General features: G+C 63.1%; 21 protein-coding genes. 5 read left to right on the forward strand and 16 right to left on the reverse strand.

Annotated elements, in window-relative coordinates; translation table 11 throughout:
- On the forward strand, positions 1-543 hold the full coding sequence (locus D618_RS0104270; RefSeq protein ID WP_017670257.1) for a 2'-5' RNA ligase family protein: 543 nt from the start codon (positions 1-3) through the stop codon (positions 541-543).
- Positions 544-550: 7 nt separating this feature from the next.
- On the opposite strand, the gene D618_RS0104275 is transcribed toward D618_RS0104270, so the two are convergent.
- The 9 genes from D618_RS0104275 to D618_RS0104320 all read right to left on the reverse strand — a co-directional run bounded on the left by D618_RS0104275 (position 551) and on the right by D618_RS0104320 (position 6,819).
- A complete protein-coding gene (locus tag D618_RS0104275) occupies positions 551-1,036 on the reverse strand; it encodes a hypothetical protein (RefSeq protein ID WP_152414525.1) in 486 nt (161 codons plus the stop codon).
- A gap of 216 nt (positions 1,037-1,252) precedes the next feature.
- Positions 1,253-1,678, reverse strand: a complete 426-nt coding sequence (locus tag D618_RS0104285; RefSeq protein ID WP_017670259.1) for a MucR family transcriptional regulator — start codon at positions 1,676-1,678, stop codon at positions 1,253-1,255.
- Between the two features lie 167 nt (positions 1,679-1,845).
- Positions 1,846-2,523, reverse strand: coding sequence for a GNAT family N-acetyltransferase (locus D618_RS17605; RefSeq protein WP_017670260.1), 678 nt, complete (start codon positions 2,521-2,523; stop codon positions 1,846-1,848).
- Between the two features lie 89 nt (positions 2,524-2,612).
- Complete coding sequence (locus D618_RS17610; RefSeq protein WP_017670261.1) at positions 2,613-3,041, reverse strand: winged helix DNA-binding protein; 429 nt, start codon at positions 3,039-3,041, stop codon at positions 2,613-2,615.
- Positions 3,007-3,459, reverse strand: a complete 453-nt coding sequence (locus D618_RS17615; protein WP_017670262.1) for a hypothetical protein — start codon at positions 3,457-3,459, stop codon at positions 3,007-3,009. The genes D618_RS17610 and D618_RS17615 overlap by 35 nt, the downstream gene beginning before the upstream one ends.
- Positions 3,460-3,491: 32 nt before the next feature.
- On the reverse strand, positions 3,492-3,842 hold the full coding sequence (locus tag D618_RS18920) for a hypothetical protein (protein ID WP_017670263.1): 351 nt from the start codon (positions 3,840-3,842) through the stop codon (positions 3,492-3,494).
- Positions 3,843-3,899: 57 nt separating this feature from the next.
- Positions 3,900-4,376, reverse strand: coding sequence for a helix-turn-helix transcriptional regulator (locus tag D618_RS0104310; RefSeq protein ID WP_017670264.1), 477 nt, complete (start codon positions 4,374-4,376; stop codon positions 3,900-3,902).
- 215 nt (positions 4,377-4,591) lie between these two features.
- The gene (cysK, locus tag D618_RS0104315) at positions 4,592-5,509 is read right to left on the reverse strand and encodes a cysteine synthase A (protein ID WP_017670265.1); all 918 of its coding nucleotides are present in this window, start codon (positions 5,507-5,509) and stop codon (positions 4,592-4,594) included.
- Positions 5,506-6,819: an MFS transporter gene (locus D618_RS0104320; protein ID WP_017670266.1), complete on the reverse strand. Its 1,314-nt coding sequence runs from the start codon at positions 6,817-6,819 to the stop codon at positions 5,506-5,508. Before D618_RS0104320 ends, cysK begins: the two co-directional genes overlap by 4 nt.
- Positions 6,820-7,009: 190 nt before the next feature.
- Between D618_RS0104320 and D618_RS0104325 the strand changes: the two genes are divergently transcribed.
- Positions 7,010-8,755 carry a DUF885 domain-containing protein gene (locus tag D618_RS0104325; protein WP_017670267.1) on the forward strand — a complete coding sequence of 582 codons (1,746 nt, stop codon included), beginning with the start codon at positions 7,010-7,012 and terminating at the stop codon, positions 8,753-8,755.
- Between the two features lie 4 nt (positions 8,756-8,759).
- Here D618_RS0104325 and D618_RS0104330 read toward each other — a convergent pair whose 3' ends face one another.
- On the reverse strand, positions 8,760-9,101 hold the full coding sequence (locus tag D618_RS0104330; RefSeq protein WP_017670268.1) for a DUF2282 domain-containing protein: 342 nt from the start codon (positions 9,099-9,101) through the stop codon (positions 8,760-8,762).
- Between the two features lie 103 nt (positions 9,102-9,204).
- Between D618_RS0104330 and tgt the strand changes: the two genes are divergently transcribed.
- On the forward strand, positions 9,205-10,344 hold the full coding sequence (gene tgt, locus D618_RS0104335) for a tRNA guanosine(34) transglycosylase Tgt (protein WP_017670269.1): 1,140 nt from the start codon (positions 9,205-9,207) through the stop codon (positions 10,342-10,344).
- 11 nt (positions 10,345-10,355) lie between these two features.
- Here tgt and D618_RS0104340 read toward each other — a convergent pair whose 3' ends face one another.
- Positions 10,356-11,864 carry a sensor histidine kinase gene (locus D618_RS0104340; protein WP_193746672.1) on the reverse strand — a complete coding sequence of 503 codons (1,509 nt, stop codon included), beginning with the start codon at positions 11,862-11,864 and terminating at the stop codon, positions 10,356-10,358.
- 86 nt (positions 11,865-11,950) lie between these two features.
- Complete coding sequence (locus tag D618_RS17625; RefSeq protein ID WP_017670271.1) at positions 11,951-12,235, reverse strand: NepR family anti-sigma factor; 285 nt, start codon at positions 12,233-12,235, stop codon at positions 11,951-11,953.
- Positions 12,236-12,486: 251 nt separating this feature from the next.
- Between D618_RS17625 and D618_RS0104350 the strand changes: the two genes are divergently transcribed.
- Positions 12,487-13,302, forward strand: coding sequence for a response regulator (locus D618_RS0104350; protein ID WP_026091272.1), 816 nt, complete (start codon positions 12,487-12,489; stop codon positions 13,300-13,302).
- A 198-nt stretch (positions 13,303-13,500) separates the two neighbouring features.
- Here D618_RS0104350 and rpsD read toward each other — a convergent pair whose 3' ends face one another.
- On the reverse strand, positions 13,501-14,115 hold the full coding sequence (gene rpsD, locus D618_RS0104355) for a 30S ribosomal protein S4 (protein WP_026091273.1): 615 nt from the start codon (positions 14,113-14,115) through the stop codon (positions 13,501-13,503).
- 236 nt (positions 14,116-14,351) lie between these two features.
- Here rpsD and D618_RS0104360 point away from each other — a divergent pair, with 236 nt between their 5' ends.
- Positions 14,352-14,663 carry a chorismate mutase gene (locus D618_RS0104360; protein WP_017670274.1) on the forward strand — a complete coding sequence of 104 codons (312 nt, stop codon included), beginning with the start codon at positions 14,352-14,354 and terminating at the stop codon, positions 14,661-14,663.
- A gap of 141 nt (positions 14,664-14,804) precedes the next feature.
- Here D618_RS0104360 and D618_RS0104365 read toward each other — a convergent pair whose 3' ends face one another.
- Genes D618_RS0104365 through D618_RS0104375 form a run of 3 tightly spaced genes read right to left on the reverse strand, consistent with a single transcriptional unit; the run spans position 14,805 to position 16,596 of the window.
- Positions 14,805-15,875: a TrmH family RNA methyltransferase gene (locus D618_RS0104365; protein WP_017670275.1), complete on the reverse strand. Its 1,071-nt coding sequence runs from the start codon at positions 15,873-15,875 to the stop codon at positions 14,805-14,807.
- Between the two features lie 2 nt (positions 15,876-15,877).
- Positions 15,878-16,354: a transcriptional regulator NrdR gene (gene nrdR / locus D618_RS0104370; RefSeq protein ID WP_017670276.1), complete on the reverse strand. Its 477-nt coding sequence runs from the start codon at positions 16,352-16,354 to the stop codon at positions 15,878-15,880.
- Positions 16,355-16,371: 17 nt separating this feature from the next.
- Positions 16,372-16,596, reverse strand: coding sequence for a hypothetical protein (locus D618_RS0104375; RefSeq protein WP_017670277.1), 225 nt, complete (start codon positions 16,594-16,596; stop codon positions 16,372-16,374).
- Position 16,597: the final 1 nt, after the last annotated feature.

The following is a 16,597-nucleotide window of genomic DNA, read 5'->3' on the forward strand; positions in this document are numbered from 1 at the left end:
ATGCGCGATAAGGCTGCAGCCGTGCGACGCGAACCGATCATCATGACAGCCAGCATGGGCCCAGGCGACCAGGCCTGGGCAGATGGCCTGCGCAGGACGCATTTTCCGCCCGAGCGCAACGTCGTTGCAGCACACATCACGCTGTTCCACCATCTGCCCGGACATTGCGAGGCGGAGGTGGTGGCGCGCACCCGGGCGCTTGCCGCCGAATTTGCCGCCCCGCCAGCGCAACTGAGCGAGGTGATGCACATGGGGCGGGGCGTTGCCTATCGGGTGCATTCGCCCGGGATGATGGCAATCCGCGAGATGATGGCCGAGGGACTGCACGGTCTTCTTACCGCGCAAGATCAGGGCGTGCCGCGGCTCCACATCACGGTGCAGAACAAGGTGGAACCCGCCGAAGCACGCGCGCTGTATGCAGATCTGGCCGCCGGGTTCAGCCCCCGCCCGCTCGCCATGACCGGGCTGGCGCTGCATTTCTACAAGGGTGGGCCATGGGAGCCGATCGGTAACTGGGCGTTTCGGGGCCGCGCCCGCGTGTGAACTACGGTCAGGTCCGCAGCGCTCGCAAACCTGTGCGCGCGGAGATCGCCAGTGTCGTCACCACCGCCGTTCCGGTTAGCGCAAACTTCAGCGGCGTCAGCACAATCTTGGTACCGAGCCAGTCGGCACGCCCGCTGAGCGCGAGCAGTTGAACGATGTTCTCGGCATAATCCGCCATCATTCCGGCCAGCATCACCATAGCCACCCAGCGCGCCGACGGACCCGCCAGCCGCAGTGCCAGCCCGGTGAAGAACGCGCCATAGGCAAGCGGATACAGGCCGTCGTAGATCAAGGTGGCATGGGCGTGCACGTCGCGCTGCCAGGGGGTGAACTGCGCCATCAATGCTCGCGCCGAAGCGCCATCGAGTGTCAGGTCGAGCAGGCCGCCGATGGCCTCTCCGGTCTGCCGCAGAAGCGCACCCAGCAGCACCATCGCCGCAAAGCTGATCGCCAGGGCGGTCGTGCGGGAGAGGGGCGGCACTGGGCTGGTCAAGACTTCACTCCAGATCCGCAAACGGCACCGGCGGTATTGCCCCAGCATGGCATGCAGCAACGGTGAGGCAAAGCCCCGTTGTGTTGGGGTTTGCGACAATTGTCTGCGGGATGAGCCACGCGCTTGCACAGTGCGCGTGGACAATCACTGCTGTCAGATGCTGAGCTTTACTCGGCCAAATCACGCCGCGCCGCCAGCGGCGCGGCTGATGTCAGGTCAGACGACTTTCTTCTTGCGCCCGCCGCCACGACCCTGCTTGCCAAGGCCAATCTGCAGCGCCAGTTCACGCCGCCGTTCGGCATAGCTGGGAGCGACCATCGGGTAATCGCGGGGCAAGCCCCATTTTGCGCGATAATCATCAGGCGTCATGTTGTAGTGCACCATCAGGTGGCGCTTGAGCATGCGGAGCTTCTTGCCGTCTTCCAGGCACACCAGATGATCAGGCTTGATCGAGGAGCGGATCGGAACCGCCGGCTCCTGCGGCGCTTCGGGCTGCACGGTCTCGCCCTTGCTGATGCCGACCAACGCGCTGTGCACCGACTCAATCAGTTGCGGAATTTCCGAATTGGCCAGCTTGTTGTTGCTGACATGTGCGACAACAATATCGGCGGTCAAAGACACCAGCGTTTCGAGATCGTCCATGATAGTTCCTTGCCCTTTTGAAAGGTCCATTATGGATCAATCGATAGTCCGTATTGGAGGGAATGGAAAGCCGTTGTTTTGGATCGCCACACTGATTGTGCGTCTGCCTACTTGGGCAAGTTAATCTCGCGTCGATAGACCGGTATTCACCGCCCGGGTCTGGCTGATCAATGTCCGGGCAAGTTGTGCGCTATCGAATTGTCTGGCGCGCACGGACTGTCTCCCAGCGGAATATACCGCGCCAGCGCGGTCATGATGTCGCGCATGCCTACAAGCTGCGGGGCGCTGGCGATTCTGTGGATCGCAGGCCGGACGGCGAGGCGATAGCCGATCACTCCCGCTTCGGTCTCCCGCCGTTCCGCTCCGATCGACAGGATGAAGCGGATCGCGGGCATGTTCTCGGCCAACGTCTGGATTTCCAGTTCGCAAATCCCCTCGACCTCGCAATGGATCAGCAGCACCGTCGTGAGCATGCGGGCAAGGCCGATGCCCTGATAGGCATCGAGCACGGCGACGGAAAACTCGCCGATTCGGGGGTGGTCGTCGCAGCGGATGGCGTGGACTGCGCCCACTGCAGGGTTTTCGTGCCCATCGACATGGATCGCCCCCCAGGCGATATGATCATGACCGTCTGCGTCGACCAGCCGTTCGATCACGGAATCGGACGGCATCGGTTGCACCGAAAAGAACCGCAGATAGCGGGATTGTTCTGAAAGCTTGGCAATGCCCTCGCGCATCCGCAGTTCATCGGACTGGCGCACCGAACGGATGCACACCGGCTTGCCGTCGGCGGCGTGCGTCTGGATGATCTCCTGGTGCAATGCGTGCGGTCGCGGGCTGGGCATTGTGCGCCTCCATCGGTCAATGCCGGTCATAGTCGCACAGGTTGGCAATGATTCGCAGGCCAAAGATCAACGCCTGCAGTTGCGACGGGTCAGACCGCTGCCATTTCCTCACGGAGTGCATCGACCCAGTCGGCGACGGAGCGGAAAGCCTTTTCGGTCATGCGCAGGTAGACCTTGCGGTGATCGCGCGGATCTTTCTCCCGCCGCACGAGGCCGTCCCTCGCCATGCGGTCGATATAGCGCAGAGATGTGGTGGCCGGTCGCCGCGATGCCAGGCACGCGCTGGTCACCGATATGTCGCGCCCGGTGATGTGGCCGACAAACAGGTCGAGCAGCATGTCCCACGCCGGGTCGGACAACAATTGTGCATCGGCTATGCCATCGCGATTGGCCCTCAGCTTCAGGTACCGGCTGGCCGTTTCTGCCCTGGCCTTCCATGGTTCGTTCGAATCCAGCAACGCAGCCGCGGGCTGCTTGTCGGCATCAGGCAGGAGGATCAGGCAATAGAACTGGGTCATTACGGGGTACCAGACGTCTGAACTCGCGATGATCGAGATACACCCCTGCCACCATGCTCAACAGCAGCGGCACCACCCAGAAGGTGGCGACGGCCGAGTAGATCTTGGGCAGATAATCGGGGGCGATGATCGTTGCGAAATGGGTGGCGACGGTCAGCAGCTGAAAGGCGGTGATCCACAACGGCCAGTAACGGTCGCTGCGCAGGGCAAACACATAGGCGGCGACCAGATAGGCCGCATCGACCGTGAACAGCGGCCAGTGCGTCTGCCGCCATTGCGTGTCCATGGTCTGCGCGGCCCAGGTGAGCAGGGTCGCGATCACGAAAAGGCCAACGGCCTTTCTGCCCTCAGCCTGGCCGTGCAGCCAGACAAAGCCGCAGCTCAGCGATGCGAGCAACCAGAAGATGATGGAAATCATGGCGTCTGATCATCGCATCGCTGTGCCTTGCGTCAACCGAATGTGGTCTCGTCTTCACGCGCATCTTGCTGGAGCGACCCTGCAAGTGGCGTCTCACCGGGGCAACCGACGCTCATCGGAGCCTGGTCGCTGCGACGCTTGATGGCCGTCAGGTGACCGACGAGCTTGACCATGCTGTCGCGTGCCGAGATCAGATGACCTGTGCTTTCGTGGATCGTGCGCAGCGCAATCTGCGAATCGCGGGCGGGCACTTCAGAAAGCGCACTGGCTTCCAGCATGGTCATCGAAAGCCGGGCGGCGTCGAGAAGCGCCCGGTCATAGCTTGCAAAGGACGAGCGGGTATCCCCTGCGACGATGCGGACAGCGTTGCCATCGATATGCATGATTCATCTCCTTGACGCACCGCGGGCGGTGCCTGGGTTGCCAATCAATGCATCAGATCAGCTGAACGCCTTGAGCGCGCCGCTCAACACCAGCGCGAAAGCCGTTGTGTAGATCAGGGATAAACCTGCAATGCGCAGGATCGCCTGAGTCTTCTGGCCGCCGTCCAGCGTTGTCCTGATGCCGCCAAGGGGAGGAAATCCGATGCGCGTCTGCCACTGGCTGGTGGTCGGCGTGCGAGGATCGTCTCCCTCTGACGAAGCAGGACGTGTCACGGCATATGCCATGTCGGCAACGCCTGGCGATTTGAGTTCAAATGGTTTGAATGCCGCAGATTGCGGGCTTTCGACAAGCCAGCGGGCGGCTGTGCGCCGGTCGGGTGCCCCCATGCTCTTCTTGGCGCGGTGCAGATACTGATCGACCGTCATCGGTGTCAGGCCCAGCTGCTTGGCGATTTCCTTGGAAGTATAACCGTCTGCCACCAGCCGCAGACAGTTGACCTGCACATCGGTCAGTCCTGCGTTCGTCTGTTGCAAACCCGCCCCCGTCTAGCCGATCCATCCGCTTTGGATTTCATTAACCTTCACATCGGACATATCTGATTTGATTTACAAATGGAATTGTTCCGCGCAGGCGCGCGCCATTTGCTGCCATTATGGCACAGACAAACGCGCCGCCGCGACGCCAGTGTACCGCTGGTGTTTACGCCTGCACGCTCCATTGCTGCGCCGTGCGTGCGCGAATCGGGGATTTATTCGGGCAGGAAGTCCGGCACCGACAGATAGCGTTCGCCGGTATCATAGTTGAAGCCCAGGATCCGCGATCCCGCGGGCAGGTCCGACAGCTTCTGCGCGATGGCGGCCAGCGTGGCCCCCGAGGATATGCCCACCAGCATCCCTTCCTCGCTGGCTGAGCGGCGCGCCATGTCCTTGGCATCGGCCTGATCGACCTGGATCACGCCGTCGAGCAGGCGGGTGTGCAGATTGCCGGGGATGAACCCTGCGCCGATCCCCTGGATCGGGTGCGGGCCGGGCTGGCCCCCCGAAATCACCGGGGACAGGCCCGGCTCCACCGCGAACACCTTGAGCGCAGGCCAGTGCTTTTTCAGCTCTTCCGCGCAACCGGTGATGTGGCCACCGGTACCGACGCCGGTGATCATCACGTCGATGGGAGCATCGGCGAAATCGGCGAGGATCTCCTGCGCGGTGGTGCGGACATGCACCGAGATGTTGGCCGGGTTCTCGAACTGCTGCGGCATCCACGATCCCGGTGTCTGGTCGACCAGCTGCTGTGCGCGCTCGATCGCGCCCTTCATGCCCTTTTCGCGCGGGGTCAGGTCGAAGGTTGCGCCATAGGCCAGCATCAGCCGCCGCCGCTCGATCGACATGCTCTCGGGCATCACCAGCACCAACCTGTAACCCTTGACCGCTGCGACCATGGCCAGGCCGACGCCGGTGTTGCCCGATGTCGGCTCGATGATCGTGCCGCCGGGCTGCAGCGAGCCATCCGCCTCAGCCGCCTCGATCATCGCCAGCGCGATACGGTCCTTGATCGATCCGCCCGGATTGGTCCGCTCCGACTTGATCCACACCTGCGCGTCTCCGAACAGGCGGTTGATGCGGACGTGCGGGGTCTTGCCGATGGTCTCGAGAATGCTGGCTGCGATCATATCGGTGTCTTTCCTGCAGAGGGCGCCGTGGTCTCCGGCGCTGGAGAATGGGTGCTGGCTTCTTCCTCGGCAGGATCGAAGCTGCGCGCTGCGCCGATCTGCGGAAACAGCCGGGCCCAGAGCGCTGTGATCAATATAGCACCGCTGCCGCCTGCCACAACCGCTGCCACTGGACCGATCAGCCAGGCGAGCATGCCGGAAAAGGCATCGCCCAGTTCGTTGGACGCCGATACGGTAAGCAGTGACACCGCAGAAACCCGGCCGCGCTTGTCATCCGGCGTGTTGAGCTGAATCAGCGACTGGCGCACATAGACGCTGAACATGTCGGCTGCGCCTGCGATGAACAGGCACGCCATTGAGACGATCAGGATCTTGCTGAAGCCGAAGACGATGGTCACCAGCCCGAACAGGAAGACGCTGGCCAGCATCTTGTTGCCGACATTGGTGCGGATCGGGCGGAACGAGAATATCAGTGCGACCAGCCCGGCCCCTGCGGCCGGTGCCGACGCCAGCAGCGACAGCCCTTGCTCGCCCACCTGCAATATGTCGCGCGCGAACACCGGCAGCAGGGCGGTGGAACCTGCCAGGAACACCGCGAACAGATCGAGCGTGATCACGCCCAGCACCAGCTTGTTCTGCCCGACATAGGCCATGCCGTCGATGATCTGGGCAATCGGTCCCTTGCCCTTGTCCATGATCGTGCGCGGCACAGGACCGACGGTGAGCATGGCCAGCCCTGCCAGCGCATAGAGGCTGGCGCTGACGATATAGGGCAGTTCCGGGCGGATGGCGTAGAGCGGCCCTGCGATCGCGGGGCCGACGAGCATCCCCGACTGCCAGGCGATTGATGACAGCGCGATCGCCTGCGGCAGCGATGCCTTGGGCACCAGATTGGGCGCCAGCGCGCTCAGCGAGGGGCCCAGAAAGGCACGTGATGTGCCGAGCAGGGCTGCGATCAGGTACAGGATCGGCAGGGTGATGAGGTCGTTGGCGGTGGTCCAGGCGAGAATTCCGGCGATCGAGGCCTGGCAGAACAGCACCGTGCGGGCAACAAACCGGCGGTCCATGCGATCGGCGATCCACCCGACCAGCGGGGTCAGCACGAACAGCGGCGCAAACTGCAGCAGCCCGATCATGCCCAACCGCGCCGAACTGGCAGCGATGTCCATCGTCTCGCGCGCGATATTATATGCCTGCCAGCCGACGATCAGCATCATGCAGTATAGCGCAAGCATCGACGCCAGCCGCGTCAGCCAATACGCACGGTAATTGGCGATGGTGAAGGGGTGGGGTGCGGCAACCTGATCCATTCCGGTGCGGTAGGCGAGCGGACAGCGGGCGGCAAGCAAGATGAACTTGACCGTACCCTGCGCGCACGTTGTGCGACTGCGAAAGAAAATCCCTTCCCAAGCATCTCGCTTGGTGTCAGCAATGGATGACAAACAGACTCTTTCCCGGAACGGGAAGGGTCTGCGTCGCAACAATCTCGCGAGGTCGCGCATGAACTGGTCGAAAAAGCTTCTTGCTGCAGCATCGCTCGCCGTGATGGTGACGGCGTGTGGAACCGTGCCTGCCGACCCGGAAACCCCTGCCGAAAAGAGCATAGGGATCGATACCGCGTCCGATTGGGGCAAGTTCGTCGACACCTTCCTCACCGGCTATTTCCCGCGCAACCCGGATTTCGCTGTCTACCAGGGGCGGCACGAGTTCGATGGCAAGCTGCCCGACTGGTCCGAGCAAGGCCTGGCCGATCAGGTTGCGTTTCTCGAAAAGACGCTCGCTGATGCCGAGGCGATGGACGCTGCCAAGCTGAGTGCCGAGCAGAGGTTCGAGCGCGATTATCTGATCGCGGTCGTGCGCGGCGAGCTGTTCTGGCTCAAGGACGCCGACTGGCCGCGCCGCAACCCGGCGTTCTATGCCGGGACGCTCGACCCTTCGGTCTATGTAACCCGGCCCTATACGGATGTTACCACTCGTGCCAAGGCGTTCATCGCTTATGCCCGCGGCATCCCCAAGGCGGCCGAACAAATTCGCGCGAACCTCAAGACCCCGCTCGACCCTTATGCGATCGATTATGGCGTCAACGCCTTTGCCGGATATGCGACCTTCTTCACCGGCGATGCCCGCGCCGCGTTTGCCGATGTCGGCGACGAGGCGGTCAAGGCCGATCTGGAGTCCGCTACCGCCGAGGCGAGCAAGTCGATGCAGGGACTGGCGGACTGGCTGACCGCGCAGAAGACGACCGCCAAGGCCAGCTACGCGCTGGGCCCCAACCTGTTCGGCAAGATGCTGGCAAGCACCGAGATGGTCGATCTGCCCATTGCCGAGTTGAAGGCGATCGGCGAGGCGGACCTCAAGCGTAATCAGGACGCGCTTGCTGCAGCCTGCGCGCAGTTCGCACCCGGCGCGAGCATGGCCGACTGCATGGCCAAGCTGTCGCTCGACAAGCCCGAGGACGGCCCCGTGGCCGAAGCGCGGCGGCAGTTGCCCGATCTGCGCGCGTTTCTGGTCGACAAGGATCTGGTGTCGATCCCGGGAACCGAAGAGGCCAAGGTCGAGGAATCGCCGCCGTACAATCGCCAGAATTCGGCCTATATCGACATTCCCGGGCCGTATGAGAAAGGCCTGCCATCGGTCTATTACATCTCGCCGCCCGACCCCTCATGGGCGCCGGAGGTGCAGGCCGAATACATCCCGCCCAAGAAGGACCTGCTGTTCACCAGCGTGCACGAGGTCTGGCCGGGGCACTTCCTCAACTTCCTCCACGCCAACCGCGCCAAGTCGTTCTTCGGGCGGCTGTTCGTCGGCTATGCCTATGCCGAGGGCTGGGCGCATTATACCGAGGAGATGATGTGGGAAGCAGGGCTCGGCAAGGGCGATCCCGAGGTCCACATCGGCCAGCTGGCCAACGCGCTGCTGCGCAACTGCCGTTACCTGTCGGCGATCGGCCTGCACACCGGCGGAATGAGCGTGGAGCAGTCGCTGACCATGTTCCGCGAGCAATGCTATATCGACGAGGGCAATGCCCGGCAGCAGGCGCTGCGCGGCACTTATGATCCGGGCTATCTCAACTACACGCTCGGCAAGCTGATGATCCGCAAGCTGCGCGCCGACTGGACCGCGGGCAAGGGCGGACGCGAGGCGTGGAAGGCGTTCCACGATGCCTTCCTGTCTTACGGCGGCCCGCCGATCCCGATGGTGCGCGCTGCGATGATGGAAGAGCCTGCGCCCAGGGCGGTGTTCTGACGGCTCAGCCCTTGGCTGGAACCGGGGGATCGTTGTCCGCAACTTCGGTCAGTGAGCCGCCCATCGGCTCGCATTCGCCTGCCTCGGTGAACTTCCAGGCGTTGCCCTGATAGTCGACCGTCGAAGTCCCGGCGCAGCTGGTGCCGGGGCCGGCGGCGCAATCGTTCTGCTTGGCGAGCGCGATGCCATAGCATTTCTCCTGCGCGGCCAGTTCGGTCGCGGCCTTGTCGATCGCCTTGGCGCTCGTCTCTTCGGCCGGTGCGGGTTTTTCCGACGAGCAGGCCGCAAGCGAGGCCGCGGCGATCAGGGCAGAGGCGAGGGCGGTCAGGCGGGTGTTGGGCGACATGGTGCGGCATCCTGTTTGCGTTGGTCCAGACAATCGCTGACATAGGCCACGCGAATCGTCAAACCTTTGCCCCGTCGGTTCAAAATCGCTAGAGGCCGCCGCCATGACCGACAACCAGCCCAGATTCGCCTATTCTATCACCGCACGCGACGGCAAGGCGCGGCTGGGCGAGATTGCCATGAAACGCGGCACCATTCGCACGCCCGCGTTCATGCCGGTCGGCACGGCTGCCACGGTCAAGGGCATGAAGCCTGCCGAGGTGCGCGCGCTGGGTGCGGATATCATTCTGGGCAACACCTATCACCTGATGCTGCGTCCGGGTGCGGAGCGGATGGCCCGGCTCGGCGGCCTGCACAGCTTCATGGACTGGTCGCGCCCGATCCTCACCGACAGCGGCGGCTATCAGGTGATGAGCCTGTCCGCGCTGACCAAAGTGACCGAAGAGGGCGTTGCGTTCCGCAGCCATCTTGATGGGTCGCGGCACATGCTCAGCCCCGAACGATCGATGGAAATCCAGCGGCTGCTGGGCTCGGATATCGTGATGGCGTTTGACGAGCTGGTGCCTGCGACGGCGGAGCGCGATGTTCAGGCGGCGGCGATGGAGCGCTCGATGCGCTGGGCGCGCCGCTCGCGCGAGGGCTTTGACAGCGGCGGCGAGCACGCGCAGCGCGCGGCGCTGTTCGGCATCCAGCAGGGGTCGCTCGACGAGCAGCTGCGCCGTCAGTCCGCTGATGCGCTGCGCGATATCGGCTTTGACGGCTATGCCATCGGCGGTCTGGCGGTGGGCGAGGGGCAGGAGGCAATGTTCGGCGTGCTCGACTATGCCCCCGGCCAGCTTCCCGACGACAGGCCGCGCTATCTGATGGGCGTGGGCAAGCCCGATGATCTGGTCGGGGCGGTCGAGCGCGGAGTCGACATGTTCGATTGCGTGCTGCCCACCCGCTCGGGCCGCAACGGCCAGGCGTTCACCTGGGATGGGCCGATCAACATCCGCAACGCGCGCCATGCGGAAGATCTGGGCCCGCTCGACGAGGCGTGCGGCTGCACCGCGTGCACGCGCTTCAGCCGCGCCTATCTGCACCATCTGGTTAAGTCTGGCGAAATGCTGGGCGCAATGCTGATGACGGAACACAATCTGCGGTTCTATCAGGATCTGATGGTCGGGATGCGCAGCGCGATCGCAGAGGGACGGATGAGTGCCTTCGGGAACGATTTTCGCACACGATATTACGCCAAGGGCTGAAGTCTGCGGGTTCAGGCCTTTGCGGGCACGAACACCGGTACGGCGATGGCGATGCACTCGAACGCGGTATCGCGATCGAGCGGTGCACGCAGCTGACGGGCCAAGCCCGTCATCACCCGGTCGATGCCATCGGCGAGCATCGCTTCGAGCTCCGGGTTCGGCCCCAGTGCGGGTGACGCGACCCGCAGCACAATTTTCGCCGGTTCATCGCTCTTGCGCACCGCGGAAATCCGGATCGTCGCCTCGGGTCGGGTGAGGTGGATCAGCTCGAGGATTTCGGTCAGCAGAAACGCAATCGGCACGCCGACGTCCTGGCTGACATGGACATTGTCGATATCGATCATGATATCCGGACTGTCCCCGTTATGGCCATTGTCGGCATGCTCGAAACTGCCCGCCAATTCGCCTACCAGCGCGCGCAGGTTGATGCCTTCGTTGTGTTCGGTTCCCGCGAAATGGTTGCGGTGGACCACGGCAAGCGCGTCGACCCGGCGCTGGATCTTGCCATAGGCAAGCTTGGCCTGCGCGGAATCGGCGGTGCGGGCATGCAGGTTGATCAGGCTGGCGATGATCTGCAGGTTGTTCTTGACGCGGTGGTGCACCTCGCGGGTCAGCATGATCTGCTGTTTCAGCCCCTCGTCGAGCGCCTCGCGATCCACCGACACCTTGTGCGCCAGCGCGACGAAGCCCTGATCCAGCTCCTGGATTTCGCTGGCGTTGAATGCGGTGCGCGCCATCGGGGCGAGTTGCTCACCCGTCTCGTACTGGCGTACCTTGCGTTGCAACTGGGTCAGCGGGCGGATCAGCATGAGGTTCACCACCAGCCAGCCAATGATCGCCGCTGCCAACAGGGTGATGAAGGGAATGATCTGCGCCAGAAATTCCGGCGGACTTTGCGTGGGCCGGACATAGCGCAGGTCCAGTTTCAAACCGGCAATATCACCCTGTGCCGTCATCAGCGCGTTCAGCCGCCGCTGCCAGTTTGATGGAATGACGGTAAGCGGCAGCACGGTTGCCTGGGTCCGCAATTCGAACTGCGACAAAGGCACGTCATCGACGGGATTTGCCAGCCCGAACAGGCTGTCGGACGAATAATACGCCACCGCCCGGGCAACCGAGACTCGTCCGCGCGTCGTGAAGATTGCGCCGTTAGCCTGAGGAGACAGCGTGACAGCAGGAGAGGCGGCGTCAGCGCCGACGTCACGAAGCGCTCTGGGTACCGCGCCGATCTGACAAGAAGGCGCGCCGCTGTTAGTGGTGTAGAGCAACGCAGCAAAGCGGGTCTTTTGCGCCCCAAGCTGTTCACGCAGGTTCAGGCAAATCTTTGCCGGGTCTTCCCCCAGCGCAATCTGGGACGCAGCCGCACTCAGGATGGCGAGGTCGTTCCGAACAGCCACATCGAGACGCAACGCGGCGTCATCGACATTCTTCTGGAGCAGCCGGTTGCGCTCATCGGTGGCCGTTTCGGCCAGGCTGCGGTTGGCGATGACAGACCCCAGCGCAAGCGGCAAAAGCGCCACCGCGAGAATAAGGAAAAGTCTGGTGCCAATCGAAAGGCGCGCAATCGGCGCCAGGTAGGGAAGCTTAGCCCGGCTGTTGGTCGGCATTATTTCAACTGCTTGAGCAAATCCAGAAAGTCGTCTGGAATCTCCTCTTCCAACGTGCGCTGGTAAACCGATTTGAGCGCGTCGCCGATCATGTGTGTCTTGCCGTCGTCGCCCAGGCTGTTTTCACCTGTGCCTGCACTGCCGTCCTCGTCGGTAACGCCGGGCAGGGGAGTGGCCGTCGGAGTGGCCGGACTCGCCTGCTCCGTCGTTGCATCCGCATCTGCGCTGACGACTAAAGGCTTCTGTGCGCCAGATTGATCGTCATTTTTACGATGCACGAGCATCCCATCCCGCCTGTTGAATTTCCGTCCCAAAATGGGCTTAGCAAGCCGTCCCAACCCTGCCAAGCCCGCAAAATCGTGCGGGATTGTGCATAAACGTCTCATACGAGGAAACAAACTGCGGCGCAGATTGTTCCTTCCCTGAGGTTCGGTTTGTCACCTTTCGCATTCGGCATCCTTGCGGCCAACCCGGTTTTGACACGGGTGGTCAAAGACCATAGACACGGCGTCAGCCGATAAAGGAGTTTCCATTCATGTCCCTGGGCCAGACGCTCGCTCCCCATCTTCCGCTTTTGCGGCGTTACAGCCGGGCTCTTGCCGGTGATCAGCATCATGGCGATGCCTATGTGAAGGCCACTTTGCAGGCGATCATTGCCGCGCCGGACCAGTTCCCCAGCGATGTCGATGCCCGCCTTGGGCTGTACCGGGTCTTTCAGGTGATCTGGAGTTCGACCCATGATGACCGCCACGAATCGGACAGCTTCGATGCCTACCCTGATGCGGATGATGACGCGCGCGTGCTGATGGCCGAGCAGCGGCTGGGCCGCATCCCGCCGCTGTCGCGCCAGGCGCTGCTGCTCACCGCGATGGAGGGGTTCTCCAATTCGGATACGGCCTATCTGATGGGTCTGGACGACCGCACCGTTTCGGGCCTTGTGTCCGAGGCGCTGAGCGAGATCGACAGCCAGATCAAGGCGCGCGTCCTTATCATCGAGGACGAGCCGATCATCGCGATGGATATCGAGACGATCGTGCGTGATCTGGGCCATGATGTCACGGGCATCGCAGTCACCCGTGACGAGGCCGTGGAACAGGCGCGGCTCTCCAAGCCCGGCCTTGTCCTGGCCGACATCCAGCTGGCCGACGACAGTTCAGGCATCGACGCGGTGGCGGACATCCTGCGCGAAATCGACGTGCCGGTGATCTTCATCACCGCCTTCCCCGAACGCCTGCTGACCGGCGAACGTCCCGAACCGGCGTTCCTCATCACCAAGCCGTTCCACCGCAACACAGTGCGCGCAGCGATCAGCCAGGCGCTGTTCTTCTTCGACGCTGAAACGGTAGGTTAATCACCGCAGGGATGGCTCGCGCCATTTCAGGCGAATGAAAAAGCGGGCCATTGGTCCGCTTTTTTATTGCCTGTCTGCGATAGGATTGCGGCTGGCTGCGGCCGTTCGCTCATCGAGCAGAACGGCGGATAGGCAAGGCAACAAAAAAGGCGGACCGTGAGGCCCGCCTTTTTCGTAATGCGTTGGGTTGGACCCGGATCAGCGCGAATAGAATTCGACGACCAGATTGGGTTCCATCTTCACCGGATACGGCACTTCGTCGAGCGTCGGAATGCGGGTGAAGGTGATCTTGTCGGTGCCATCGGGCGCGACATAATCGGGGATGTCACGCTCGGCCAGGCCCTGTGCTTCGATGACCAGAGCCATTTCCTGCGCCTTCTTGCCCAGCGACACGACATCGCCCGGCTTCACCTTGCGCGATGCGATGTTGCACTTCACGCCGTTGACGCGGATGTGGCCATGGCTGACGATCTGGCGAGCCGAGAAGATGGTCGGCGCGAACTTGGCGCGATAGACGACCATGTCGAGGCGCTGTTCCAGCAGACCGATTAGGTTCTGGCTGGTATCGCCCTTCATGCGGCTGGCTTCGGTATAGTTCTTCTTGAACTGCTTTTCGGTGATTTCACCGTAATAGCCCTTGAGCTTCTGCTTGGCGCGCAGCTGCAGACCGAAGTCCGAAACCTTGCCCTTGCGACGCTGGCCGTGCTGGCCGGGACCATATTCGCGCTTGTTGACGGGAGACTTGGGGCGGCCCCAGATGTTCTCGCCCATGCGGCGGTCAATTTTGTACTTCGAACTGTTACGCTTCGACACGTGTGTTTCTCCAATTTGCTGCCCGAAGGATCGGGCGGGTCCGGTCCCGAAAGGGCCAGGTTTGTCCCGGGTTCGCGCCACGTTGCCAAACATGCCTCGTGCGGCCGCTGCTTCACCGGGGGTGCAGGGCCAATTGCGAAGCGCGGCCTATGGCGACACGGGGACAAAGAGTCAACCCGCCGCTCAATGCCCCGACCCGCCTCGACAGGGGCCGGGCAGGCCTTTATGCGGGAGCCATGTCAGACATTATCAAATCGCCCGAAGACTGCATGACCATGGCCGATGTCCGCGCGGGCGTCGACGCGCTCGACCGCGAACTGGTCGCGCTTCTCGAAACCCGCTTCGGCTATATGCGCGCCGCTGCCCGGATCAAGCCCGAACGCGGCATGGTCCGCGACGAGGCGCGCAAGGCGCAAGTCATCGCCCAGGCCAAGGCCGCCGCATTCGACGCCGGCGTACCCGTGGGGCTGGTCGCCGATTTCTGGGAGCGGCTGGTGGAAGCCTCGATAGCGTATGAGGGCGAGCATTGGGAATTGTTGCGGCGGTAGGGGTAGGGTTGACCTTGTCACTTGCTGCCACCCACATCCGCTCAGCCTGAGCCTGTCGAAGCCCCCGCTATTCCGCCCCCGAGGGCGCGGGGCCTTCGACAGGCTCAGGCTGAGCGGATGTGGTCAAGCTCAACTGCTTGATCACTCCACCGGCTTGCGCTTGTCCTTGGCCAGCGTGCTCAGCACGCCTCTGAAGGTGCGAACCTCGTTGCTGTTCCAGTGCGGTTTGGTGAGCAGGTTGCGCAAGGTGCGCCGGGTCATCGAGGCGCGGCCTTCGGGGAAGAAATAGTTCTTTGCCTCCAGCATCGTGCACAGCTGCTCGAACATGCCGTCGAGTTCCTCCATCGGCGCGGGGGGATCGAGTTCGACCTCGGTCGGGGATGACACCGCATCACCGCCGCCGGTCTTCGACCATTCATACGCGACCAGGATTACCGCTTGTGCGAGGTTGAGCGATCCGAACTGCGGGTTGATCGGCACGGTGAGGATGGCGTGCGCGATGGCGACGTCCTCGGTCTCCAGCCCCGAGCGCTCCGGCCCGAACAGGATCGCGCTGCGTCCCGGCGCGCTGACGATCTGCTCTGCAGCGACCGCAGGCGTAACCACGGGCTTGGTGACCCCGCGCTTGCGCACGGTGGTGGCATAGACATGGTTGCAGTCGGCCACCGCATCGGCGACCGTCTCAAACACCTGCGCCTGTTCCAGCACGATATCCGCGCCCGAGGCCGCCGGGCCTGCACTGGGGTTGGGCCAGCCATCGCGCGGGGCGACCAGCCGCATTTCGGTCAGCCCGAAGTTGAGCATCGCGCGCGCGGCCTTGCCGATGTTCTCGCCCAGTTGCGGCCGTACCAGGATGACGATCGGCTTGCGCAGGTCGCCCGGCGTTGCGTCTTTGGCGGACTGAAGGTTGCGCGCTGCCTTGGCCTTGCCGAGCAGCATCTTGCGCGCGCGTTCGGACAATGCGGCATAGTCCTGCCGAATCAGCGCCTCTTTCTTGGCGCGGCTCCAGCCCTTGATCTGCCTGTCGACGGCGTTGGCGTTGTCAGCGGTGGCAAAGTCCTCGCTCCACACCAGTTCGACCGGTTGGCGTGACTTGGTATAGCCAGGCACGGTGCCCGACTGATGCGCGGCGACATCACGCTCCAGATCCTCGCCGTGGCCGACGAAATACGAGCCATCGCCGCAGCGCAGGATATAGGTATGAAATGGCATGGTCAGGCGCCGCCCCCGCCGCCGCCGCCAACGTCCTTGACGGTGCTGGCGAACTCCTCGAAATCCTTCGCCTCGCTGAAATCGCGATAGACCGAGGCGAAGCGGATATAGGCGACACTGTCGAGCACGCGCAGCCCGTCCATCACCATCCCGCCGATATCGCGCGAATGGACCTCGTTCTCGCCCGAGGTTTCGATCTGCCGCTGGATGCCCGAGACGAGCTGGTCGATCCGTTCCTGGTCGATCCCGCGCTTGCGGCAGGCGACTGCGACCGATTTTTCGATCTTGGCGCGGTTGAACGGCTCGCGCCGGTTCTCGCTCTTGACCACCATGATGTCGCGCAGCTGGATGCGTTCGAACGTGGTGAAGCGCGCGCCGCAGCTTTCGCATTGGCGGCGACGGCGGATAGCCGCCCCGTCTTCGGTGGGGCGGCTATCCTTGACCTGGCTGTTTTCGTGCGCGCAAAATGGGCATCTCATTGTTTAGCAGATGCCCTTTAGGGACGCAGGCGCTTGTAGAGCATGAAGCCCGCGCCCGCGAGCAGGCCAACTGGCCAGCTGACCACCGGCAATACCGCGCCCGCGACTGCACCGATCGCGCCTGCGGTGAGCACCGGCTTGGTCGATGGGTGCGCCATGCCCTGCTTGGCCATGCCCACGATTTCCTCGCGTGCATCGCCGATCAGGTCGCCCTTGTTGTTCGGATCATCAGGATTCTGCATG

It is taken from the genome of Blastomonas sp. AAP53, assembly GCF_000331245.1.
In the GTDB taxonomy this organism is placed as follows: Bacteria; Pseudomonadota; Alphaproteobacteria; order Sphingomonadales; family Sphingomonadaceae; genus Blastomonas.